At 74.7% G+C, this 22,693-nt stretch carries 18 protein-coding genes; 10 read left to right on the forward strand and 8 right to left on the reverse strand.

Translation table 11 applies throughout. The features are described 5' to 3' along the window. Positions 1–20: 20 nt before the first annotated feature. Positions 21–1,451, reverse strand: a complete 1,431-nt coding sequence (locus tag AB0J71_RS42750) for a PLP-dependent aminotransferase family protein (RefSeq protein ID WP_352327322.1) — start codon at positions 1,449–1,451, stop codon at positions 21–23. 63 nt (positions 1,452–1,514) lie between these two features. Between AB0J71_RS42750 and AB0J71_RS42755 the strand changes: the two genes are divergently transcribed. The 3 genes from AB0J71_RS42755 to AB0J71_RS42765 all read left to right on the forward strand — a co-directional run bounded on the left by AB0J71_RS42755 (position 1,515) and on the right by AB0J71_RS42765 (position 5,264). After that, positions 1,515–2,117, forward strand: a complete 603-nt coding sequence (locus tag AB0J71_RS42755; RefSeq protein ID WP_352327321.1) for a hypothetical protein — start codon at positions 1,515–1,517, stop codon at positions 2,115–2,117. A 76-nt stretch (positions 2,118–2,193) separates the two neighbouring features. Next, a complete protein-coding gene (locus AB0J71_RS42760; protein WP_352327320.1) occupies positions 2,194–3,963 on the forward strand; it encodes a glycoside hydrolase family 15 protein in 1,770 nt (589 codons plus the stop codon). A gap of 131 nt (positions 3,964–4,094) precedes the next feature. Beyond that, positions 4,095–5,264, forward strand: coding sequence for an NAD(P)/FAD-dependent oxidoreductase (locus AB0J71_RS42765; protein ID WP_352327319.1), 1,170 nt, complete (start codon positions 4,095–4,097; stop codon positions 5,262–5,264). 59 nt (positions 5,265–5,323) lie between these two features. Here AB0J71_RS42765 and AB0J71_RS42770 read toward each other — a convergent pair whose 3' ends face one another. Continuing rightward, a complete protein-coding gene (locus AB0J71_RS42770; RefSeq protein WP_364419852.1) occupies positions 5,324–6,196 on the reverse strand; it encodes a UbiA family prenyltransferase in 873 nt (290 codons plus the stop codon). A 126-nt stretch (positions 6,197–6,322) separates the two neighbouring features. Between AB0J71_RS42770 and AB0J71_RS42775 the strand changes: the two genes are divergently transcribed. From AB0J71_RS42775 to AB0J71_RS42790, 4 genes are all read left to right on the forward strand, one after another. Beyond that, positions 6,323–7,393 (forward strand): type III polyketide synthase, encoded by a 1,071-nt coding sequence (locus AB0J71_RS42775; protein WP_352327317.1) that lies wholly within the window; start codon positions 6,323–6,325, stop codon positions 7,391–7,393. A 34-nt stretch (positions 7,394–7,427) separates the two neighbouring features. Beyond that, complete coding sequence (locus tag AB0J71_RS42780) at positions 7,428–7,949, forward strand: isoprenylcysteine carboxylmethyltransferase family protein (protein ID WP_352327316.1); 522 nt, start codon at positions 7,428–7,430, stop codon at positions 7,947–7,949. Between the two features lie 45 nt (positions 7,950–7,994). Then, positions 7,995–9,008, forward strand: a complete 1,014-nt coding sequence (locus tag AB0J71_RS42785) for an NAD(P)/FAD-dependent oxidoreductase (protein ID WP_352327315.1) — start codon at positions 7,995–7,997, stop codon at positions 9,006–9,008. A 107-nt stretch (positions 9,009–9,115) separates the two neighbouring features. Beyond that, complete coding sequence (locus AB0J71_RS42790; RefSeq protein WP_364419854.1) at positions 9,116–9,970, forward strand: dioxygenase; 855 nt, start codon at positions 9,116–9,118, stop codon at positions 9,968–9,970. On the opposite strand, the gene AB0J71_RS42795 is transcribed toward AB0J71_RS42790, so the two are convergent. Beyond that, positions 9,933–10,544: a helix-turn-helix domain-containing protein gene (locus AB0J71_RS42795; RefSeq protein ID WP_364419856.1), complete on the reverse strand. Its 612-nt coding sequence runs from the start codon at positions 10,542–10,544 to the stop codon at positions 9,933–9,935. The genes AB0J71_RS42790 and AB0J71_RS42795 overlap by 38 nt on opposite strands. Positions 10,545–10,643: 99 nt before the next feature. Here AB0J71_RS42795 and AB0J71_RS42800 point away from each other — a divergent pair, with 99 nt between their 5' ends. Beyond that, the gene (locus AB0J71_RS42800) at positions 10,644–11,606 is read left to right on the forward strand and encodes an NADP-dependent oxidoreductase (protein ID WP_352331018.1); all 963 of its coding nucleotides are present in this window, start codon (positions 10,644–10,646) and stop codon (positions 11,604–11,606) included. A 76-nt stretch (positions 11,607–11,682) separates the two neighbouring features. Here AB0J71_RS42800 and AB0J71_RS42805 read toward each other — a convergent pair whose 3' ends face one another. After that, positions 11,683–13,272, reverse strand: a complete 1,590-nt coding sequence (locus tag AB0J71_RS42805) for a lectin (protein WP_364419858.1) — start codon at positions 13,270–13,272, stop codon at positions 11,683–11,685. A 236-nt stretch (positions 13,273–13,508) separates the two neighbouring features. On the opposite strand from AB0J71_RS42805, the gene AB0J71_RS42810 reads away from it, so the two are divergent. Continuing rightward, the gene (locus AB0J71_RS42810) at positions 13,509–14,111 is read left to right on the forward strand and encodes a hypothetical protein (protein ID WP_364419860.1); all 603 of its coding nucleotides are present in this window, start codon (positions 13,509–13,511) and stop codon (positions 14,109–14,111) included. Positions 14,112–14,171: 60 nt separating this feature from the next. On the opposite strand, the gene AB0J71_RS42815 is transcribed toward AB0J71_RS42810, so the two are convergent. After that, positions 14,172–15,905 (reverse strand): hypothetical protein, encoded by a 1,734-nt coding sequence (locus tag AB0J71_RS42815; protein WP_364419862.1) that lies wholly within the window; start codon positions 15,903–15,905, stop codon positions 14,172–14,174. 193 nt (positions 15,906–16,098) lie between these two features. Between AB0J71_RS42815 and AB0J71_RS42820 the strand changes: the two genes are divergently transcribed. Then, entirely contained in the window at positions 16,099–17,067 is a 969-nt protein-coding gene (locus AB0J71_RS42820; protein ID WP_364419864.1) for an NAD(P)-dependent oxidoreductase, read from the forward strand. A 43-nt stretch (positions 17,068–17,110) separates the two neighbouring features. Here AB0J71_RS42820 and AB0J71_RS42825 read toward each other — a convergent pair whose 3' ends face one another. The 3 genes from AB0J71_RS42825 to AB0J71_RS42835 all read right to left on the reverse strand — a co-directional run bounded on the left by AB0J71_RS42825 (position 17,111) and on the right by AB0J71_RS42835 (position 22,491). Beyond that, complete coding sequence (locus AB0J71_RS42825) at positions 17,111–18,199, reverse strand: helix-turn-helix transcriptional regulator (RefSeq protein WP_352328104.1); 1,089 nt, start codon at positions 18,197–18,199, stop codon at positions 17,111–17,113. Positions 18,200–18,255: 56 nt separating this feature from the next. Next, positions 18,256–20,688 (reverse strand): S8 family serine peptidase, encoded by a 2,433-nt coding sequence (locus AB0J71_RS42830; protein WP_364419866.1) that lies wholly within the window; start codon positions 20,686–20,688, stop codon positions 18,256–18,258. Between the two features lie 129 nt (positions 20,689–20,817). After that, positions 20,818–22,491: a BTAD domain-containing putative transcriptional regulator gene (locus AB0J71_RS42835; RefSeq protein ID WP_352328102.1), complete on the reverse strand. Its 1,674-nt coding sequence runs from the start codon at positions 22,489–22,491 to the stop codon at positions 20,818–20,820. Positions 22,492–22,693 lie beyond the last annotated feature (202 nt).

A 22,693-nucleotide genomic window follows, 5' to 3' on the forward strand; every position in this document is an offset into this window, starting at 1 on the left:
ACCACGCGCGGGCGAGTCGCTCACACCATCGGCACGAGCGAGTCGGGGTGGCGGCGGGCGCCGGTGGGGCCCTGGGCACGGGCGCGGGCGATGCGGGCGACGGCGTCGGCCACGGTCTCGGGCGGCAGGGTGAACGGCAGCCGCAGGTAGCCCTCCAGCGTGCCTTCCAGGCCGAACCACGGCCCGGGGGCCAGGCGCACGCCGTGGGAGAAGGCCGCGTCGGCGAGCGTGGTGGAGGTGTCGCCGTTGAGCCGCACCCACAGCGTGCCGCCGCCGCCGGGCAGCGTGTACGTCCACTCCGGCAGGTGCCGGGCCAGCGCGGCGGTCAGCGCGTCCCGCGAGGCGCGCAGGCCGCGCAGGCGTTCGGCCCGGGTCTGCGCCATCCGCTCGAACAGGCGGGCGGTGACCAGTTGCTCCATGACGGGGCTGGAGATGTCGACGACCGCGCGGTGCCGGGCCAGCCGGCGGGCCAGCGCGGCCGTGGTGCGGATCCAGCCGATGCGCAGGCCGCCCCACCACAACTTGGACGCCGACCCGATGCTGATCACCCGGCTGTCGGTGTCGAAGGCGGCCATCGGCGCGGTGCGCGGCACGTCGTCCAGGGCCAGCTCGCTCCAGGTCTCGTCGACTAGCAGGACGACGTCGTTGCGGCGGGCCGCGCCGGCGACGGCGGCGCGGGTGGCGTCGTCCATGAGGGCGCCGGTGGGGTTGTGGAAGTCGGGCATGAGGTAGGCCAGGCGGGCGGCCGACTGCCGCATCGTGGCGGCCATCAGGTCGGGCTGCCAGCCCTCGTGCGAGATGCCGAAGGGCACGATGCGGGCGCCGTGCTGGCGGGCCACGTCGATGGCGTGCGGGTAGGTCGGCGACTCGACCATGACGGGGTCGCCGGGGCCGATCAGCAGCCCGGCCACGAGCTGGATGGCGTGCTGGGAGCCGGTGGTGACGACGATCTGGTCCGGCCGGGTGGCCAGGCCGCGCTCGGTGTAGCGGGCGGCGACGCGCTCGCGCAGGACCGGCAGGCCCATGGGGTCGTAGCCGTTGCCCATGCCGTACCTGGGCAGGTCGTCCAGGGCCTCGGCCATGGCCTCGCGCAACGCGGACGGCGCGGGCGGGGCGGCGCAGTGGAGCTGGATCAGGCCGTCGTCGCCGGTGGACAACCAGGGGTTCTCGCGGGTGGTGGCCGGGTCGGGCAGGGTGGTCCAGCTTCCCGAGCCCTGCCTGCTGTCCAGGTAACCGCGCTCGCGCAGCAGGTCGTAGGCGGAGGTGACGGTGGTGCGGCTGACGCCCAGGGTCTCGGCCAGGTGGCGCTCGGCTGGCATGCGCACGCGTACGGGGATCTGGCCGTCCATGATGAGCGCGCGCACGCCGTCGGCCAGGGCGCGGTAGTACGGGCGCGCGGCCGGATCGACGTCGACCAGCCGGGCCACCTGCACAGCCGACAAATGCCTCATAAGGCCACTTTCGCTGATTGGCCCTGTTTTGGCAACCAGGTGGCCTGCCACCATGAGGCCATCATGAGCGAAGCAACCGTCCCCCGCCTGAGTTCCCTCCCCTCCCGCCTCCTGCGCCTCTACGGCGGCCTGGCCCTGTACGGCGCCGGCATCGGGCTGCAGGTGGAGTCGGGCCTCGGCAACGACCCCTGGGACGTCTTCCACCAGGGCCTGGCCCTGCGGCTGGACGTGTCCATCGGCACCGTCATCATCGGCGTCGGCGCCCTGGTGATGCTGCTGTGGATCCCGCTGCGCCAGCGGCCCGGCCTGGGCACGATCAGCAACGTGGTGTTCCTCGGCCTGTTCGCCGACGCGGCGATCCTGCTGCTGCCCACGCCGTCCCACCTGGCCGTCCAGGCGCTGTACGTGGCGCTCGGCGTGGTCGCGATCGCGCTGGCCACCGTGCTCTACATCGGGGCGGGCCTGGGCCCGGGGCCGCGCGACGGCGTCATGACCGGACTGGTGCGGCTCGGGCTGTCCGTCCGGCTGGCCCGCTTCCTCATCGAGCTGACCGTGCTGGCCGTGGGCTGGCTGCTCGGCGGCAGCGTCGGCGTCGGGACGCTGGTCTTCGCCCTCGCCATCGGCCCGCTGACCCAGCTGTTCACCCGCTGGTTCCCCTTGTCGTGATCCCGCGCCGGGGCCGTCCTGACGCGACAGGCCCGACCCGGCGCGGGATCACCCGCGCGCGAGTAGCGTCTTCGGCATGCGGATTGAGGACTACGCGCTGATCGGAGACATGCAGTCGGCCGCACTGGTGGCGAGGGACGGTTCCATCGACTGGCTCTGCCTGCCCAGGTTCGACTCCCCCTCGTGCTTCGCGGCCCTGCTGGGCAGCGAGCGCAACGGCCACTGGTGGCTGGGGCCGGCGGGCCCGGCGGCCCGGCGGCCGGCCACCCGGCGCCGCTACCGGCCCGACACGCTCATCCTGGAGAGCGAGTGGGACACCCCGACCGGCACCGTCCGGGTGATCGACTTCATGCCCCCGCGCGACCGGAACCCCGACGTCGTGCGCATCGTCGAGGGGGTCTCGGGCAGCGTCGAGGTCTCCACCCAGCTGCGCGTGCGCTTCGACTACGGGCGCATCGTGCCGTGGGTGCGCCGGACGAACGGCCACCTGCAGGCCGTCGGCGGCCCCGACTCGGTGTGGCTGCACTCCCCCGTCCCGCTCAAGGGCGGCGACTACGCCCACCGGGCCACCTTCACCGTCAACGCGGGCGACCGGCTGCCGTTCGTGTTCACCTGGCACCCCTCCCACGAGCCGATGCCGCCGCGCATCGACGCCGAGGAGCAGCTCGCCGAGACCGAGACCATGTGGACCGAGTGGGTCGGCAAGTGCGCCTACCAGGGCCCCTACCGGGAGGCGGTGACCCGGTCGCTGATCACGCTGAAGGGGCTGACGTACGCGCCGACCGGCGGCATCGTGGCCGCGCCCACCACGTCCCTGCCCGAGGACATCGGCGGCGTGCGCAACTGGGACTACCGGTTCTGCTGGCTGCGCGACGCCACGATGACGCTCGACGCGCTGATCAGCTCGGGCTACCTCGACGAGGCCGCCGACTGGCGGTCCTGGCTGCTGCGCACCATCGCCGGGCGTCCCCAGGACCTGCAGATCATGTACGGCGTCGCCGGCGAGCGCCGCCTGCCCGAGCTGCGCCTCGACTGGCTGGACGGCTACGAGGGCTCCCGCCCGGTCCGCATCGGCAACGAGGCGGTCCAGCAGCTCCAGCTCGACGTCTACGGCGAGGTGATGAACTGCCTGTACGTCTCCCGCACCCGCGGCCTGGCCGCCGACGAGCGCGCCTGGTCGATCCAGCGCCAGCTCCTCGACTACGTGGAGGAGCACTGGGACGAGCCCGACGAGGGCCTGTGGGAGGTGCGCGGCCCGCGCCGGCACTTCGTGCACTCCAAGGTGATGTGCTGGGTCGCCCTCGACCGGGCCGTCAAGTACGTCGAGAGCTTCGGCCGCACCGGCCCGATCGACAGGTGGCGCACGCTGCGCGACGCGATCCACGCCGAGATCTGCGACAAGGGCTTCGACCCCCACCGCAACACCTTCACCCAGTCGTACGGGTCGTCGGAGCTGGACGCGGCGCTGCTGATGATCCCGGTGGTGGGCTTCCTGCCGCCCGACGACCCCCGCGTGACCGGCACGGTGGCGGCGATCGAGAAGGAGCTCATGTCCGACGGGTTCGTCCTGCGTTATCCGCTGGCCGCCGACAACGACGTCGACGGCCTGCCCGGCGGTGAGGGCGCGTTCCTGGCGTGCAGCTTCTGGCTGGTGGAGGTGATGGCGATGCAGGGCCGCAAGGAGGAGGCGCGGGAGCTGTTCGAACGCCTGCTGGAGCTGCGCAACGACGTCGGGCTGCTGGCCGAGGAGTACGACCCGCGCTACGGGCGCCTGGTGGGCAACTTCCCGCAGGCGTTCAGCCACGTGCCCCTGATCCACGCCGCCCGCGCGCTGTCGCGGGCCTGACCCGGCGGGGAACGGGTCTCCCCCACCGAGCCGGATGGGACGCCGGCGGGAACGGGTTTCCCCCGCCGCGCCGGATGGGACACCGGCGGGAACGGGTTTCCTTCACCGTGCCGGGTGGGACTAGACCTCGCATGGGTGAGGAATGGGACCTGGCGGTCGTGGGCGCGGGACCGGCGGGCTCGGCGGCGGCGCTGCGGGCCGTCCAGCTGCGGCCGGACCTGCGGGTGGTGCTGCTCGACCGGGCCGGCTTCCCCCGCGACAAGCCGTGCGGCGACGGCATCGCCGCGCACGGGCGCGACGAGCTGGCCCGGCTGGGCCTGCCGGACCTCATCGACGACTACCGGCCCACGCCCCGGCTGACCGTGGTCTCGCCGGGCGGGCTCCGCGTCTCGGCCGAGGCGGCCCGGCCCAACCACGTGGTGCCGCGCCGGGTGTTCGACGCGCGGCTGGTGGCGGCGGCCGGGGCCAGGGGCGTCGAGGTGCGCCGCCACCGCGTCAGGGAGCTGGCCCAGGACGGGTCCTGGGTCGTGCTGGACGGGCGGCTGCGGGCCCGCGCGGTGGTGGCGGCCGACGGGGCCTACTCGGCGGTGCGCCGGCTGATCGGGCTGCCCGCGGCGGGCGAGCGGCACACCGCCCTGGCCGTGCGCGGCTACGCCGACGTGCCCGAGGCCGACGACGTGCAGCTCATCGCGATGCAGCGGGCGGGCTGGCCGGCCTACGCGTGGTCGTTCCCGATCGGCGACGGCACCGCGAACGTCGGGTTCGGCATGCTGCTGCCCCGGCTGCGGGCGGCGGGGGCGCCGGGCCGCCAGGTGCTGCACGGCAGGCTGGCCGAGCTGCTGCCCGACCGGCCCGCGCGCGACCTGCGCGCCCATCACCTGCCGCTGTCGACCGGGCGGCCCGCGCCGGGCGCCGGGCGGGTGCTGCTCGCCGGGGACGCGGCGGGGCTGGTCAACCCGCTGACCGGCGAGGGCATCTACTACGCGCTGCTGTCGGGACGGCTGGCGGCCGAGGCCGTCGTCGAGGCGGCGGCCGAGACGCCGGGCGACCCCTTGGCGCGGTACCGGGCCAAGCTGCGCGGCGCGCTGGGGCGGCACCTGCGCACGACCGACGTGCTGGCCCGGCTGGCCCAGTCGCCTGGGTTCATCGACGCGGCGATCGCGACCGCCGCGCGCCGCAAGGAGGTGTTCGACCTGCTGGTGGAGGTCGGGCTCGGCGCCGGGACGGTGCCCGCGCCGCTGGCCCTGGCGGTGGGCCTGCGCTGGCTGCGCGGCGCGGCACGCCTGCCCCGCCACGGTTGACCAAGGCTCGGGCCGTCAGGGCGGCGCCGTGGCTCAGGCCGTCAGGGCCGCGCCGTGGCTCAGGCTGTCAAGGTGGCGCCGTTGGCGAGCAGCAGGAGCACGTCCACGGCCGCCACGGCGACGGCGGTGACGAACGGCGCCCGCGCGGACCGGCCGGCCAGCAGCGCTCCCCCGGCCGTGAGCAGCACCGCGGCCGCCATGGCCGCCCACCCCACCACCCCCGGGCCGCCCGCGGGCCCGAGGACGAGCAGGCAGGTGGCGGCCAGCAGCGGCACCGGCGCCAGCAGCCGTACGCGCGCCGCCCCCAGCCGCTGCGGCCACCCGCGCACGCCGGTCGCCAGGTCGCCCTCGATGTCGGGCAGCACGTTGGCCAGATGCGCGCCCACGCCCAGCAGCGCCGCCGCGGCGACCGCCCACCACGCCGGCCACGGCTGCCCGGGCAGGCCCAGCGTCACGAACGCCGGCAGCACCCCGAACCCGACGGCGTACGGCGCCCACGACAGGACGGTGGCCTTCAGGCCGAAGTCGTACCCCCAGGCCCCCAGCACGCCCGCCAGGTGCGCCAGCCCCGCCGTACGGCCCGAGGCCAGGGAGAGCGGCACGCACAGGGCGAGGGCCGTCAGCGCGGCCACCCGAACGGCCGTCACGCTCACCGTGCCGTCGGCGGCCGGTTTGCCCGTGCGACCGGCGGCGGCGTCGCGCCCGGCGTCGAGCACGTCGTTGCACCAGCCGATCGACAACTGCCCGGCCAGCACCGCGGCGGCCACCAGGACGCAGCCGGCCGGATCCCGGCCCGCCGCCACGGCCAGCGCGGTGACCAGGGCGGTCACCGCCACGGTCGGGCCCGGATGGCAGGCCAGCGCCAGCGCGACGGCCGTGCGGACCGGCCCGCCGCGCACGACGGCGGCGGCCGCGGGATCCGGGTCGGTCACACGGTGATCGTAGACCGGGAGATCCCGGACGAGAATTCCCACGCGCCGCCCATGGCTTAAATGACCATCCTTGCGGGAAGCGTGCGGGGAGTGGATGTTGTGGGCGACCTGTCGAGGGAGCACTGCATGACCCGAATCTCCGCAGTCCGTTGTGCGTTCCCTCCCCACCGCTACCCGCAGTCCGAGCTCACCGACATGGCCGCCCGCCTGTGCCTGCCCGAAGGCGCCGACCGCCGCCTGCTCGACCGTCTGCACCGCAGCGCCCGCGTGGAGCACCGCAACCTCGCCCTACCCATCGACCGCTACGAGAAGCTGAACGGCTTCGGCGCGGCCAACGACGCCTTCGTCTCCGTCGCGGTCGAGCTGGGACTGGAGAGCGTGAAGGCCGCCCTGGACGCCGCCGAGCTGGAGCCGACCGACGTCGACCTGATCATGTTCACGTCGGTGACCGGCATCGCCGCGCCGTCCGTGGACGCCCGGCTGGCCGCCGGGCTCGGGCTGCGTCCCGACGTCAAGCGGGTGCCCGTCTTCGGCCTGGGCTGCGTGGCGGGCGCGGCGGGCATCGCCAGGCTGCACGACTACCTGCGCGGCTGGCCGGACCACGTGGCCGTGCTGCTGTCGGTGGAGCTGTGCTCGCTGACCCTGCAGCGCGGCGACTCCTCGCCCGCGAACCTGGTCGCCAGCGCGCTGTTCGGCGACGGCGCGGCGGCCGTGGTCGCCAGCGGCGGCGGGCGGGGCACGTCCGGGCCCGCCGGGCCCGCCGGGCCTACGGTCGTCGCCACCCGCAGCCACCTGTATCCCGGCTCCGAGCACGTCATGGGCTGGCAGGTGGGCGACACCGGGTTCCGCGTCATGCTGGACGCCAGCGTCCCCGCCGTGGTGCGCCGCTACCTGGCCGACGACGTGCACGGGTTCCTGGCCGAGCACGGGATCACCGCCGGGGAGGTGACGGCGTGGGTGTGCCATCCGGGCGGGCCGAAGGTGCTGGAGGCGGTGTCGGAGGTGCTGGAGCTGCCCGTGGGCGCGCTCGACGTGACGTGGCGCTCGCTGGCGGCCAACGGCAACCTGTCGTCGTCCTCGGTCCTGCACGTGCTCGGCGAGACCCTGGCCGGGGAGCCGCCCGCGCCGGGGAGCTGGGGGCTGGTCATCGCGATGGGCCCCGGTTTCTGCTCCGAGCTCGTGCTGCTGCGCTGGTAGTCCCCCGTCCCTGCGATCGGCTGGTGGTTGGCCTGTGACCTGGTATCTGGTGCTCATCGTGCTCGTCGGCCTGGAACGTCTGGCCGAGCTGGTCGTCGCCAGGCGGAACGCCGCGTGGAGCATGGCGCGCGGCGGCGTGGTGACCGGGCGGGGGCACTATCCGTGGATGGTGGCCCTGCACACCGGGCTGCTGGTGTGCGCGCCGCTGGAGGTGGCCCTGGCCGGGCGGCCGTTCGTGCCCGCGCTCGGCTGGCCGATGCTGGCGGTGGTCGTGGCGGCCCAGGGGCTGCGGTGGTGGTGCATCACCGCGCTCGGGCCGCGGTGGAACACGCAGGTGATCGTGGTGCCGGGGCTGCCGCTGGTGCGGCGGGGGCCGTACCGGCTGGCGTGGTTGCGGCACCCCAACTACGTGGCGGTGGCGGCCGAGGGGCTGGCGCTGCCGCTGGTGCACACGGCGTGGCTGACGGCGCTGGCGTTCACGCTGCTCAACGCCGCGCTGATGGTGGTGCGCATCCGCTGCGAGAACGCCGCGCTCACCCTCGCGACCAAGGCGTGAACCGGTGATCGACGTGCTGGCGGCGGACGGCCGGGAGGCGGGCCGGTGATCGACGTGCTGGTGGCGGGTGGTGGGCCGGCGGGGCTGGCCACGGCGATCCACGCGGCGCTGGCCGGGATGGAGGCGGTCGTCGTCGAGCCGCGCGCCGCGCCGGTGGACAAGGCGTGCGGCGAGGGCGTCATGCCGGGCGGGGTGGCCGCGCTGGCGGCGATGGGCGCGCCGGTCGAGGGCCGCGGCTTCCGCGGCATCCACTACCTCGACGGGCGGCGGGAGGCGCGGGCCGCGTTCGCCGCCGGGCCTGGGCTCGGCGTCCGGCGCACGAGCCTGCACGCCGCGCTCTGGCAGCGGGCCGCCGAGCTGGGCGTCAAGACGGTCACCGGCCGGATCACCCGCGCCGACCAGGACCGCGACGGCGTGAGCGCGATTGGGCTGCGGGCCCGCTGGCTGGTGGCCGCCGACGGCCTGCACTCGCCGCTGCGCCGCTCGCTCGGCCTCGACCTGCCGGCACGCGGCCCCCGCCGGTACGGCCTGCGCAGGCACTACCGGATCGAGCCGTGGAGCGACTTCGTCGAGGTCCACTGGTCGGGGGCGGGCGAGGCGTACGTCACGCCGGTCGGCGACGACCTGGTGGGCGTCGCGGTGCTCAGCTCGGCGCGGCGCGGCTTCGAGGAGCACCTGCGCGGCTTCCCCGGGCTGGCCCGCCGCCTGAGCGGGCCGGCCGTCACCCCGGTGCGCGGCGCGGGCCCGCTGCGCCAGGCGGTGCGCTCCCGCCGCGCCGGCCGCGTGTTGCTGGTGGGCGACGCCGCCGGTTACGTGGACGCGCTCACCGGCGAGGGCGTCTCGCTGGCCGTGCGCTCGGCGGAGCTGCTGGTCGGGTGCCTGGCGGCGGACCGTCCGCAGGACTACGACGGCGCGTGGCTGCGCCTGTCGCGCACGCACCGGCTGCTGACGGCGGCGCTGGTGCAGGCCGCCCGCCGCCCCGGCACGGCCCGCCTGGTGGTCCCGGCGGCGCGCCGGCTGCCCCGCCTGTTCGCCGGCGTGGTCCGCGTGCTGGCCTGAGCCTTTTCCGGGCTGGCCTGAGCCTTCCCCGGGCTGGCCTGAGCCTTCCCCGGGCCCCGGCCGGAGGCCGATAATGAACCCCACGGTCCCCGCCAAGGACGGTCGCCATGACAGACAAGCTCGTGCGGCAGGTGCTCGACCAGGTGGACGCCCCCGACCCGCGGGTCGGCGAGATCGTCTCCGCGCTGATCGCCCACCTGCACGCGTTCGTGGACGAGGTGCGTCCCACCGAGGCCGAGTGGCGGGCCGGGCTCGCCTTCCTCGCCGAGACCGGCCGGTGGTGCACGCCGGACCGCGACGAGTTCGTGCTGCTGTCGGACATGCTCGGCCTCACCTCCGCCGTGGACGACGTCAACCACGCCGGCCCGGACAACATGACGCCCTCCTCGGTCGAGGGCCCCTTCCACTCCCCCGCCCCGGAGCGCGAGCCCGGCGCGTGGATCAGCGAGGGCCCCGAGCGCGGTCGCGGGACGCCGATGGTCGTGCACGGACGGGTGCTGTCCTGCGACGGCACGCCGCTGCCCGGCGCGACCGTGGACGTGTGGCAGGCGGCCGACAACGGCCTCTACGACAGCCAGGACGACGCCCAGCGGCCCGGCAACCTGCGCGGCCTGTTCACCGCCGGCGCGGAGGGCCGCTACTGGTTCCGCACGGTCCGCCCGAGCAGCTACCCGGTGCCGACCGACGGCACCGCCGGCCGGCTGCTGGCCGCGATCGGGCGGCACCCGATGCGCTCGGCCCACCTGCACTACCAGGTCGCCGCGCCCGGCCACCGGCCGCTGACCACGCACGTGTTCCTGGCCGGCGACCCCTACCTGGGCTCCGACGCCGCGTTCGCGGTCAAGGACGAGCTGGTGCGGCGGCCGGTGCCGGGTGCCGGCGGCTGGGGGATGGAGGGGCCGTACGAGGAGGTCGAGTTCGACGTCAGGCTGGTGCCGCTGGGGTGGGCGCCGGGCCGGTGAGCCGCTCCTGGGGGCGCAGGCCGTCCATGATCAGGCCGAACAGGTGGTCGCCGCGGGCGGCCAGCGAGGGTGCCTGGTCGGCGATCCAGCTCACCGCGCTGGCCAGCGCGAACAGGTCGAGCCCGGTCACGTCGGCGCGCACCTCGCCGGTCGCCTGGGCGCGTTCCAGGAGCCGTCCGCCCGCCTGGCGCATGGCGTGGCAGGAGGCGTGCAGCGGCGAGCCCTCGTCGTTGATCGTGGCCATCATCGAGGCGGCCAGCCCCCGGTAGGCGCCCGCGCTCTCGACGAACGAGCGCAGCCACTCCACCAGCGCCTCGTGCGGCGCGGCGGCGCCGGCCAGCGCCCTGGCGCGTTCGGCGAGCAGGTCGAAGCGCTGCCGCAGCAGCGCCTCCAGCAGCGCCTCCCTGGTCGGGAAGTGCCGGTAGAGCGTGCCGAGGCCGACCTCGGCGCGGCGCGCGACGTCGCGCAGGGACGCCTCCGTGCCCTGCTCCTCGATGACGGCGGCGGCCACGGCCAGGATGCGCTCCCGGTTGCGCTGGGCGTCGGCGCGCTGGTTCCGGGGTGTGGAGGTCATCCGATACCTTCCGGCGATTGACAAGCGGAGCAGTGCTCCGGTTATGATCCGGAACACTGCTCCGCATCATAGCGGCGCCCGTCTCCCCGAGGAGAATCGATGATGAAGGCCATCCGCGTGCACGAGACCGGCGGCCCCGAGGTCCTGCGCCTGGAGGAGGTGCCCCGGCCCGTGCCGCAGCCGGGCGAGGTCCTGGTGCGGGTGCGCGCCGCCGCGCTCAACCCGCCCGACTGGTACGCCCGCCGGGGGTTCGCCGACATTCCGCCGTCGATGCGGCCGGAGATCCCGCTGCCCTTCACCCCCGGCTCGGACGTGTCGGGCGTCGTGACGGCCGTCGGCCCCGGCGTCACCGAGTGGCGGGAGGGCGACGAGGTGTACGGCCTCGTCCGCTTCCCGCGCGTCGGCGACGAGGGCGGCAGGGGGTACGCCGAGTACACCACCGCCCCGGCCGGCCACCTGGCCCGCAAGCCCGCCTCGGTGGACCACGTCACCGCCGCCGCGGTGCCGATGGCCGGGCTCACCGCCTACCAGTACGTCCACGACATCATCGGGCTGCGGCCCGGCAGCCGGGTGCTGGTCAACGGCGCGGCCGGCGGCGTCGGACACTTCGCCGTCCAGCTCGCCGCGGACCTGGGCGCGCACGTCATCGGCGTCGCCTCCGGGCGGCACGAGGCGTTCCTGAAGGACCTGGGCGTGGCCGAGTTCGTCGACTACACCCGGGTCCGGCCGCAGGACGCGGTGCGCGACGTTGACTGCCTGATCGACACCGTGGGCGGCCCCGGCGGCCACACGCTGCTACCCGCGCTCAAGGACGGCGGCACGCTCAGCCCGGTCTTCTTCGGCGACTACCACGACGAGGAGCTCGCCCGGCGCGGCATCGAGCGCCGCGGCGGCCAGGTGCACTCCGACGGGGCCCAGATGGCCGCGCTGGCCGAGCTGATCGACGCCGGGCGGCTGCGCGTCGGCGTCGACAGCGTCTTCCCGCTGGAGGAGGCCCCGAAGGCGCACGAACGCGCCGAGCGGGGCCACATCCAGGGGAAGATCGTCCTGCGCGTGGCCTGAGGGGGGCCTGAGGGGGGCCTGAGGGGGGCCTGAGGGGGGCCTGAGGTGGGCCTGCCCGCGGCGCGGCCCGCGTGGGTCAGGCCCGGGTCCACCGCTGGTTGGCGCCGCCGTGGCAGGTCCAGATGACGAGCCGGGTGCCGTTGGCGGTGGCGTTGCCCGGCACGTCGAGGCACTTGTTCGCGCCGACGGCCGTGACCGTCCCGTCGGCGCCGAGCCGCCACTGCTGGTTGCTCTGGCCGTTGCAGTCCCAGATGATCACGCGGGTGCCGTCGGCGGTGCCGCGGTCGTACACGTCGAGGCACTTGCCGCCGTAGACGCGCAGCTCGCCCGCGGTGGTGGGGGTCCACTGCTGGTTGGCGCCGCCGTTGCAGTCCCAGATCTGGACCTGGGTGCCGCCGGTCTGGGACGCGCCCGGCACGTCCAGGCACCTGCCGGAGCCGGCGCCCTTGAGCGCGGTGGCCGCGGGGGGCGTGCCGCCGCCGGTGACGACGTACATGGCGGCTCCGTGGGCCGGGACGGAGGCGCTGATCGTGCCCGCCGACGAGCCGGTCGTGTGGGCCCACAGGTCGCGTACGGAGTAGCCGGCGGCGGCGCCGAGGCCGAGCGCGGAGGCGGTGGTGGAGACGGTGGCCGCGGCGCCGCCCCGGTTGAGCAGCACGACGGCGACCGAGCCCGTGCCCGTGCCGGTCGCGGCCATCGGCTTGCGCCAGACCTCCAGGTCGCCGCTGTCGGCGATCTTGTGCCCCTGCCGGCCGCCCCAGTCCTGGTCGACGGCGATGACCTCGCCGTTGGTCAGGATCGCCCGCGTGTCGGCGCTCATCGAGCGCAGGTCGTTGCCCGCGACGAGCGGCGCGTTGAGCAGCGCCCAGAGGCTGAAGTGGGCCCGCGACTCGGTGGCCGTGAGCCCGGCGTTGCCGACCTCCAGCATGTCGGGGTCGTTCCAGCCGCCCGGCCCCGAGTACGCCGCGAGGCCCGCCTGGCTGTCCAGGATGCCCATGACCGAGCCCCAGTTCGCCTGGATGTCGCCCGTGGTGCGCCAGGAGTTGCCGACCGGCATGCCCCAGGTCCAGACGTTGTCCTGGCCCCAGTTGCACAGGCTGTAGAGGATGGGCCGGCCGGTGGCGGCCAGCGCGTCGCGCATGGCGGTGTAGCGCTGCTGCGCGCTCTGCCCGAGGTGGTCGCCGCAGTTGTCGTACTTGAGGTAGTCCACGCCCCAGGACGCCCACAGGGCCGCGTCCCTGCGCTCGTTGCCGAGGCTGGCCGGGTAGCCGGCGCAGGTCGTGGTTCCGGCCGAGGAGTAGATGCCGAGCTTGAGCCCCTTGCCGTGCACGTAGTCGGCGACGGCCTTGACGCCGCCGGGGAACTTCTGCGGGTCGGGGACGAGGTCGCCGGCCGCGTTGCGGGTCCTGGTGGACCAGCAGTCGTCGATGTTGACGTAGGCGTAGCCGGCCGCGGCCATGCCGGAGGCGACCATGGCGTCGGCCGTCTGCCTGACGAGGGTGTCGCTGACCGAGCAGCCGAAGCTGTTCCAGTCGTTCCACCCCATCTGGGGCGTTCTGGCCAGACCGTTGTCCAGGGCGACGGCGGGTGGCGCGAGGCCGGCGACGGCGGTCAGGCAGGTCGCGGTGAGGGCCAGGGCGAGGGTTGACCGAAGGATCGCACGCATGGGACTCCTTCAACACCGAGGGGTGAGGACCCAACATGATCCGACCGAATCGAACAGGATCGTCCGTCGATTTGCGTGCGGAGTCAAGGGGTCTTGAGGGATTCTGTTGCCTGTCGTTCGGCGCGCAAAGGGCTGCCGACGGGGTGTCCCGGAGCCCTCCGGCCCGCGTTTCAAGTCGCTGACCTGCGGTTACTATCTGTAACGGTTAGATCATCGACAGTGATTGGATCGGTGTGATGCGACGACTCATCGCAACACTTGTCTCTTGCGCCACCGCCGGCGCCCTTCCGCTCGTCACCGCCGGTCCGGCTGCCGCCGACCCGCGTCCCGAGCCGTTCTCGTACGTGGCTCCGGAGTACGACATCAGGGGTCCGTACATCGGCGCCGACGACCCGTGGTGGCACGGCCACCACCACAACCGGCACCACGGCGACCACCAGTGGGACGGCGACCGCCCCTGGGACGGCGACCGCGACAAGGACGACGACCGCTGCAAGGACGACGACGACCGGCACCACGGCGACCACCGCTGGGACGACAACCGCTGGGACGGCGACAAGGACGACGACCACTGCAAGGACGACGACGACCGGTACAAGGACGACGACCGCTACCGCGACGAGGACGGCGACGACGACCGTTACCGGAACGAGGAGCGCGACGACGACGACCGCTACCGGGACGGCGACCGCGACTGGGGCTACAACTACCGGTACGTGACCTCGCTGCGCTGCCGTCTCGGCGGTGGCGCCGTCGTACGTAGCTGGCACAGCCCGACCAGGCTGGCCTGCTACGGCGGACGGTACAACGGATACTGGGTGGTCAGCTACGGGCTGTGATGCCCGTGGCTGCCATCAGGGCGGGTCCGCACCACGCGGGCCCGCCCTTCTCGTGCCCGCCTACGGCGCGCACATGGTGAACCTGACCGCCTTCGTCCTGGGCGACGGGGTCAGGATCCGGTAGGCGACGGTGTGCCTGCCGGCCGAGGGGGTGACGAGCCTCCGGGAGCTGACGTAGCCGCTGCGGCTGTTCGCGGGGAAGCGGGACGAGCCGCGCTCGATGACCCTGCCGTCGTAGAGCCACTGGTAGGTGTAGGCGGCGCCGGGGCGGGTGGCGTTCACTCCGGCGGCGAAGTTCACCGCGCCGGTGTAGCAGGTGACCCCGGCGGAGTTGATCGTCGAGGAGCCCTGGACCCGCACGTACGCCAGGGCGAACGCGGCCCTCCCGGTGGTGGCGGGCGGCGTCGTGGAGCGTTCCGACGGGCCCGTGGCGGAGGGGGTGGGGCGCGTCGCGCGGCGCTGCGGCGTCCTCGTGGGCCTCGACGCGGCCGTGCCGTGCCGGGACGGTCCCGCCGAGGCGGACGTGCGCACGGGCTCATGGGCGGAGCGCACCTCGGCGTCCGCCTGCCGCTTGCCGGAGTTCCACACCACGACGCCGGCCGCCACCGACACGGCCACCGCCCCGGCCGCCAGCGCCAGCACCGGCGACCGCCGTCCCACCGCCCACCTGGACCGGCCCACCGGCGAGGCGACCGGACCGTCGGCCGTCACCGCCGGAGCGTCTCGGTGATCCCTGGGAAGCTCCCCGGCCGTCACCGCGGAAGCGCCCCGGCGATCCCCAGGAGGCGCGGCCGTCACCGCGGGAGAGCCCCCATGGTCCCCAGGAGGCGCGACCGTCACCGCGGGAGCGCCCCGACGGCCCTCAGAGGGCTCCGGCGGGGCGGGGCGGGGCTCGCCCAGGACGAGCGGCAGGACCGCCGCCATGGGCGGGCGCGCCTGCGGATCCTTGGCCAGGCAGGCGCGGACGATGTCGCGCAGCGGCTCGGGCAGGTCGCCGAGCTGGGGCTCGCCGCGCAGGATGCGGCCGGCGACCGCGGGCGGGGCGTCGTCGCCGAACGGCGGCCGGCCCGTTGCGGCGAACACCATCACCGACGCCCAGGCGAAGACGTCCGCCGCCGCTCCCGACGCCGCTCCCGACGCCGCTCCCGACGCCGCTCCCGACGCCGCTCCCGACGCCGCTCCCGACGCCGCTCCCGACGCTGCCACCGACGTCGTCCCCGCCGCTGCCACCGACGCGCGTCCGTCCAGTTGCTCCGGCGCCATGTACGCCACCGCGCCGCCGTCGGAGCCGTGGCCGGGCCCGGTGCCCGCGCCGGCGCGGCCGGAGCCCGGGCCGGTTCCCGCGGTGCCGAAGCCGACCAGGCGCGCGCCGTCCCGGCCGAGCAGCACGCTGGACGGCTTGAGGTCGCCGTGCGTGAGCCCCGCCCGGTGCACCGCGGCCAGCCCCGCGGCCGTGCCCACCGCCAGGTGCCGCAGGTTGCCGCCGCCGAGCCGGCCCACCTCGGCCAGCGACGGCCCCTCCACGTACTCGCTCACGATGTACGACAGCCGCCCCCAGGCCGCGTCGAGCACCCGCGCGACGCCCGGCGAGTCCACCCGGCGGGCCGCCTCCGTCAGGGCGGCGAACCGCTCACCGGCCACGATCCCGTGCAGGACCTTGACGGCCACGGGCCGCCCGTCCGGCCCCTGGCCGAGGTAGACGACCCCCTGCCCGCCGGAGGCCAGCCATCCGGTGATCCGGTGGGCCCCCAAGGACGTGGGATCGCCAGGACGTAAGGGCTCGGCGTTCGGCATGAGGCGGTGACTCCTGGGACAGCAGCGGTACCGAATCATGAACTTTAGCGGGATGAATGAGGATCCGCCGCCCCCAGGTTCACCTCGCCGTCGGGCGTGCGAGCCCCGCGCTGGACAGCCGCCGGGTCCTCGCACTACGTTAATCATCAGTGTCACTGACGATCAGTGGCACTGATGACAAGGAGTTGCGGTAATGATCCTCATCACGGGCGGGCTCGGTTTCATCGGCATACACACCGCGCGAGCGCTGCTCGACCTCGGCGAGTCCGTGGTGCTCGTCCAGCGCCGGGCCCCCGAGGTGCCCGCGCCGCTGGCCGGCGAGGCCGAGGGACGGCTCGTCGTCGAGCGGGCCGACCTGACCGACCGGGCGGCGCTGCTCGCCCTGGGCGACCGGCACAAGATCACCGGAATCGTGCACCTGGCGGGCTCGATGCCCTGGCCGGTGGACGCCTACGAGCCGGTCGAGGGGGTCGAGAAGTCCGTCGCGAGCCTGCTCAACGTCTTCCACGCCGCCACCGAATGGCAGGTGTCCCGGCTCGGCCTGGCCAGCACCATCGGCGTCTACGGCGGCGTCGAGGCCCCGGGCCCGCTGGCCGAGGACCTGCCGCTGACGATGTCGGCCGGCCACCCGATCCCGACGTTCAAGAAGATCGGCGAGCTGATGGCCGGCCATCTGGCCGAGACCGCCGGGCTGGAGGTGGTCAACCTCCGCATCGGCGCGATCTGGGGGCCGCTCGGCCACGCGCGTTCGCCGTTCTTCCTCCTGCCGCAGCTCGTGCACGCCGCCGTCCAGGGAGTCGCGCCGGACCTGGCCAGCCCCGCGTGGGGCGCGTACGCCGGGGACGGCGGCGACCTGTGCTACGTCAAGGACTGCGGGCGGGCCATCGCCCTGCTCCAGACGGCCGAGCGGCTGCGCCACCGCACGTACAACGTCGCCACCGGCCGGATGACCACCAACGGCGAGGTCGCCGCGGCGATCCGGCGGGCCGTGCCCGGCGCGGACGTCGAGCTGCGGGAGGGCCGCGACCCCGCCGGCCCCGGCCGCGACCTGTGCCTCGACATCACCCGGCTGCGCGAGGACACCGGCTTCGAGCCCGCCTACGACACCGGCTCCGGGATCGCCGACTACGTCTCCTGGCTGCGCGCGGGACACGCCCGCTGACCGCGCCCGGCCGCACGGGGCGCACGTGGCACCCGGCGGCTGCTCAGCGCCGGTCCAGGCAGCCCTGCCTGCCCAGCAGCCGGAACGCCCGCGCGGCCGGCGGCGGCAGGGCGCGGTAGGACCCGGGGAACACCGTCCGTACGGCGGCGGGCCGGTCGGCGCCTCCTTGTTCGGCGGCCAGGTCACCGACGAGGTCGGTCATGGTGAGCGACGGGTTCACCACCAGGTGCTCGGCCACGATGCGCAGCGCCAGCGGGAGATATCCGCACAACCGCGTCATGCCGGCGACGGCCCAGGGCTCGGCGGCCACGCGTTCCGCGCCGGCGGCGGCGGCCAGCAGCTCGGCGGACTCGGCGGCGGTCAGGGCGCCCAGGGCGATGTGGTGGGCGCCGTCCCGGGCGACCAGCCCGCCCAGCCGGTGGCGGCTGGTCACCAGCACCAGGCAGCCGGGGTTGCCGGGCAGCAGCGCGCGGACCTGGTCCGTGGAGGCGCCGTCGTCCAGCAGGACGAGCATGCGCCGGCCGCCGATCAGGCTGCGGAACAGGGCCGCCCGCTCCCCCACGTCGCCGGGCAGGCGCCGCAGGTCCGGGGCGAGGGCCCGGACGAGCTGGGCCAGCGCCTCGGCGGGCGGCAGCGGCCCCCGTTCGGCGTCGGAGCCGCGCAGGTCGAGGTGGAGCTGGCCGTCCGGGAAAAGGCCGGCCACGCGGTGCGCGAAGTGCACGGCGAGCGCGCTCTTGCCGACTCCGGCGACGCCGTCGATCACCGCGATCGCGATGGCGTTGCCGGAGTCCGGCATCAGGCCCGCGAGGCGGGCGAGCTCGGCGGAGCGGCCGGTGAAGCCCGGCACGTCGTGCGGGAGCTGCGCCGGACGCGGCCGCTCGGGAGGACCGGCCACGGCCAGCTCCCACAGCGCCACCAGGCGCGCGGTGTCGCCGCAGCATGCCTTGCTGATGGCCTCGACGGCCTGGCGGGACGGCAGCAGCTTGCCGCTGAGGTAGCGCTGGAGCGAGGACTTGCTGCAGTGCGTGTGCCCGGCCAGCTGCACCAGCCCGAGACCGGAGGCGGCCTTGAGCAGGCTGAGTTCGGCCGCGAGCATGCGGGCGTGGATGCCGTTCACCACTGCGGGGCTCATCCGCCCGCCTCCTTTTCCGGGGTTCGCAGGACGTTCCAGGCGCGGGTGACCGGGGGTCAGGCGTTCGCGAAGTAGGCGTACAGGTCGACGTCGACGCTCACCTGCCCGGTTCCCTCGTTCTTCAGCACCACCGACCCGTCGGGGCGTACGGCGGCGATGGCGGACCCGACGGCGTCCTTGCCCGCCGGGTAGGAGACGACGCGGGCGGTCGAGGGCCCGCTCTGCGGCAGCACCGAGACGGTCCCGGCGGCCGCCCCCCGCGCGGCCACGGTCAGCGCGACCGCGGTGACGCCGGAGGCGGGCAGGCCGGTGAAGCGCACGGCCTTGGTGCCGCCCGCCGGGATCGCCAGGGCCCGTCCCGCGGACGTGGGGCGGACGGCCTTGACCAGCCCGCCGCGCCGCTCGGCGGAGAAGTAGCCGGTGACGTCCACGGAGATCTCGACGTTGTCGTAGCCGAGGTTGTGCACGTTGATCTTGCCGTCCTGGCCCGGTTTGACGATCGTGTGGAACTGCGTGGTGAGGTTCGCCGGGTAGTCGATGTTGGCGTCCACGGGGTAGGCCTCGCCGGCGGCGTACACGCGTACGGTGCCGGTCGACGGGCTCTTCAGCACCACGGTGAGGGCGACCTGGGCGACGCCGGCGGCGGGCAGGCCGTTCATGCCGGCGACGGACAGCTCGTAGTTGCCCAGCGCGGGGATGACGGTGTGGTCGGCCACCCGGGCGGGCGTGACGGGGAAGTAGGTGCCGCCCACGGCGGCGGCCGCCCTGTCGAGGGTGTGGCCGTGCGCGTCGAGCGTCACCTTGACGGGTCCCGTCCCGCGGTTGACCACCTTGACCTTCCCGTCCGCGCCGACCCTGGCGATGATCATGGTGGAGGCGTAGCGGGAGGTGTCGTAGGCGAGCACCTTGCCGTCCGGTTCCTGCTCGTCGGAGGCGTGCACGGTGATCGTCCCGGTGTTGAAGAAGTCGCCCTTGGCGCTGACGTTGAGCGCGACGGACCGCACGCCCTGCGCGGGCAGCCCCGCCACGCCCGCCACCTGCACGGCCATGGTGGAGTTGGCGCTGATCCGGACGTTGTCCAGGATCCTGCCCCGCGAGTGGAAGTACTGGTCGGGCCCCGGCCGGGGCGTCGCGTCCAGGGCGGCGGCGTCGAGCTGGATGCGGGGCGTGGTGGCGCCCGTGTAGGCGATCGGGCGCCCGGTCTCCTTGAGCTTGGCCTCCAGCGCCGCGGGGCCGGCCCCGGGGAACGCCTGGCTCAGCACCGCGAGCGCCCCCGCGACGTGCGGCGCGGCCATGGACGTGCCGCTCATCGACGCCCAGCGGTCGCCGGGCACGGAGGAGACGATGTCGCTGCCGGGGGCCAGCAGGTCCAGGAGCGGGCCGCGGTTGCTGAAGGAGGACAGGACGTCGGCGTCGGTGGTGCTGCCCACGGCGACGGCCGACGAGATGCAGGCGGGGGCGGCCACCGCGTTCGGGTAGGCGTCGTTGCCGGCCGCGACGACGGTGGCGACCCCGGCCGCCAGCAGGGCGTCGATGGCGGCCTTGCGCGGGTCGGTGTCGCAGGCCGCGGTGTGCATGCCGCTGCCCAGGCTCAGGTTGACCGCCACGATGGGCAGGGTCGCCTTCAGCGTCTGGACCTTCTCCAGCGCGGCCAGCTGGGCGCTGGAGAAGCTGAGCAGGCACGGCGCGCCGCCGGAGCCGCAGAAGTCGTCGGAGTCGAACCTGCTGAAGATCTGGATGGCCACGAGGCCGGCGCCCGGCGCGACCCCGCTCCCGCCGTCGCCGTCGATCCCCTCGCCGTCGCCGGCGATGATCCCGGCCACGTGCGTGCCGTGGGAGCAGTCCAGCAGCTCGTCCGAGCAGCCGCCGCTCTCGGCGTCGGCCGAGCCGGGGCCGTCCTGCCTGGGGGCGCCGTCCGGGCACAGGCTGGTGGCGGAGTAGTCGGGGTCGGCGGGCGAGAAGCACGCCTCGGCCAGCACGCGGCCGCCGAGGAAGGGGTGGCCGGTGGCGACGCCGGTGTCCAGCACGGCCACGGCGGTGCCCGCGCCGGTCAGCCCGGCCGCCCTGGTGCGGTCGCCGCCGATCAGCGGGACGCTCTGCCCGAGGGCCGGCGGCACCGGCCGGTCCTCGGACACGCTGAGCACACCCGGCCGGGCGGCGAGCCGCTGGAGGCCCGCATGGTCGGTCCGCAAGGTGACCACGGGCAGGCGTGACAGCGTCTGGAGCACCTGGCCGGCGCCGGAGCCGGAGACGGCGGCCAGCTCGTCGCGATCCCTGGTCACGACGTTGACCCGGATCCTGCCTCCGGAGTCGAGCTTGCGGGCCAGCCCGGGCTCCACCCACGGGCCGTTCCCTCGCTGCCCGGCGTCCGCCGGCTGCCCCGCCGCGGCAGCCGGCGAGCCGGTCGCGACGGCGAGCGAGGAGAGCAGGATCGCCGTGAGGACGAGCACCCGGTGGATGGCCACCGTGACGGTGGAAGATCGCCTCATGAGGCTCTCCTTCGGCGCGGGAGGAAGATGCCCGCGCAATGTACGCGGCCCCTGTTGCCACCCGTTTGCCAGCGACGTCAGCGCCCTCGCGTCGGGAATGCCGGGGATATCCGACGGAAGCCGGGGACGTCAGCGGCCTTCGCGGCTGCCGATGCGGCTGAAGATGGCGGTCGACTCCTGGCGGGCGGCGCCGGCGTGCGCGGCCTCGCCGTTGCGCGACTCCAGGCGGGCCAGCACGGAGAGCGTGCGGGCGCGCCACAGCGGCAGCTCCAGCGTGTCCCACAGGTCGAGCGAGGCGGACAGCGCGGCCCTGGACTCGGCCGCCGCGCCCTGCTCCAGGCGCAGCTCGCCGAGCGTCCGCAGGCCGAGCGCGCGGCCGAAGCGGTCGTCCTGGCGGGTGAAGACGCGCAGGCTCGCCTGGAGCGCCCGCTCGGCCTGCGGCAGGTCCCCCACGCGGATCCGGATCTTGGCCAGCGACTGGTCCGCGTAGGCCGTCCCGTGCGGGTCGGACAGGGCGGCGAACAGGCGGCGGGACTCGCGGGTCCTGGTCGCGGCGTGCCCGTACTCGCCCCTCGCCCGGTGCACCAGGCCGATGCTGCGTTGCAGCAGCGCCTGGCAGCGCAGGTCACCGATCTTCTGGTACGTCCGCAGCGCGCGGCTGAGCAGCCACAACGCCAGTTCGTCGTCGCCGCGTTCGCGTTCCACGAAGCCCAGCATGTAGATGGCGTGGGCGTGCCCGGCCTGGTCACCGAGGGCGGAGAAGAGCGAGGCCGCCTCCAGCAGGTCGGTCTCCCCCTCGGCGAACCAGCCGCCCTCGGCCCGCACGGTGCCCAGCCCGGACAGGGCGGCCGCCAGGTGCCGCCGGTCGCCGAGCCGCTGGAAGGCCCGCCGGGCCTCCTCGTAGGCGGCGACGGACTCGGCGAAGCGGTCCTGGGCGAAGCGGATCCGGCCCAGGCCGAGCATCACCAGCCCCTCCCCCTCCAGGTCGCCGGACCTCCTGACGGTCTCGGGGCCGCCGACGCCGCCCGGCCCGGCCCGGCCGCCGAGGCGGGGGTCGCCGCGCAGGATGTCCAGGCGCAGCCGTACCAGGGCGGGGCCGGGATCGAGCCCCAGTTCCTCGTTCAGGTGCGCGCGTGACCGTTCGAAGACGTCCAGGGCCTCGGCGATGCGGCCGGAGCGGTAGAGCGCGAGCATCAGCAGGCCGGCCAGCCGTTCCCGGGTGGGCGCGGTCGCCACCTCCTCGGCCAGCGCGCCGAGGACCTGCCGGTGCCGGCCGAGCCGCAACGACGCCTCGGCGTGCTCCTCGATCGCCTCGCGCCGCGCCTCCTCCAGCCGGACGCACAGCGTGTCGCGGGCGGCGCCGACGGCCGCCTCGTCGAGCACCGGGCCACGCCACAACTCCAGCGCCTGCCGCAGCAGCCCGGCCTTCTCCTCGTCGTCGTCACTGGCCCCGGCCCGCTCCTTCAGCACGGCGAACCGGTGCGCGTCCACGGCCATGGGATCGATGCGCAACCCGTAGCCGGAGCCGGTGGCGAAGACCTCCACGTCGCTTCCGGCCACGCCGGCGAGCAGGCCGCGCAGCCGCGACACGAGCACCTGGACCTGCCTGCGCGCGCCCTGCGGCGCCCCTTCGGGCCAGAGCACCTGGACCAGGCGCTGGAGCGGGACGACCCGGCCGGCCGACAGAGCCAGCACGCCGAGCAGCAGCCGCTGCTGCCGCCTGCGCAACACCACCGGCGCGCCCGCCCACCGGAACTCGACCGCCCCCAGCACCCGAACGCCGTCGTACGGTGAATTGATCACGTCCCCATGATTGACCGACTGTCGAAGCCCACGGTCAACCGATATTCAACCGAGACAAATCCCGCTGTTTCCGGCGAAAATCTTGGCCCCACCGAGGCTCGGCCGATATGCGAACGAGACAAATAAGCGTTCAGGTATGAGGCAAGTCGCATTCCGTAACGCCTACTCAAACATAAAAGCACGTCACGGACCCATCCAGAAG

Source organism: Nonomuraea sp. NPDC049637, from assembly GCF_040675235.1.
Classification (GTDB): domain Bacteria; phylum Actinomycetota; class Actinomycetes; order Streptosporangiales; family Streptosporangiaceae; genus Nonomuraea.

Bases quoted from the DNA above. Each gene is read 5' to 3' on its own strand.
- AB0J71_RS42790 (WP_364419854.1), top strand. From the start codon at position 9,116: ATGACAGACAAGCTCGTGCGGCAGGTGCTCGACCAGGTGGACGCCCCC.
- AB0J71_RS42810 (WP_364419860.1), top strand. From the start codon at position 13,509: ATGCGACGACTCATCGCAACACTTGTCTCTTGCGCCACCGCCGGCGCC.
- AB0J71_RS42750 (WP_352327322.1), bottom strand. From the start codon at position 1,451: ATGAGGCATTTGTCGGCTGTGCAGGTGGCCCGGCTGGTCGACGTCGAT.
- AB0J71_RS42775 (WP_352327317.1), top strand. From the start codon at position 6,323: ATGACCCGAATCTCCGCAGTCCGTTGTGCGTTCCCTCCCCACCGCTAC.
- AB0J71_RS42795 (WP_364419856.1), bottom strand. From the start codon at position 10,544: ATGACCTCCACACCCCGGAACCAGCGCGCCGACGCCCAGCGCAACCGG.
- AB0J71_RS42765 (WP_352327319.1), top strand. From the start codon at position 4,095: ATGGGTGAGGAATGGGACCTGGCGGTCGTGGGCGCGGGACCGGCGGGC.
- AB0J71_RS42755 (WP_352327321.1), top strand. From the start codon at position 1,515: ATGAGCGAAGCAACCGTCCCCCGCCTGAGTTCCCTCCCCTCCCGCCTC.
- AB0J71_RS42760 (WP_352327320.1), top strand. From the start codon at position 2,194: ATGCGGATTGAGGACTACGCGCTGATCGGAGACATGCAGTCGGCCGCA.
- AB0J71_RS42825 (WP_352328104.1), bottom strand. From the start codon at position 18,199: ATGAGCCCCGCAGTGGTGAACGGCATCCACGCCCGCATGCTCGCGGCC.
- AB0J71_RS42830 (WP_364419866.1), bottom strand. From the start codon at position 20,688: ATGAGGCGATCTTCCACCGTCACGGTGGCCATCCACCGGGTGCTCGTC.
- AB0J71_RS42805 (WP_364419858.1), bottom strand. From the start codon at position 13,272: ATGCGTGCGATCCTTCGGTCAACCCTCGCCCTGGCCCTCACCGCGACC.
- AB0J71_RS42820 (WP_364419864.1), top strand. From the start codon at position 16,099: ATGATCCTCATCACGGGCGGGCTCGGTTTCATCGGCATACACACCGCG.
- AB0J71_RS42800 (WP_352331018.1), top strand. From the start codon at position 10,644: ATGATGAAGGCCATCCGCGTGCACGAGACCGGCGGCCCCGAGGTCCTG.
- AB0J71_RS42815 (WP_364419862.1), bottom strand. From the start codon at position 15,905: ATGCCGAACGCCGAGCCCTTACGTCCTGGCGATCCCACGTCCTTGGGG.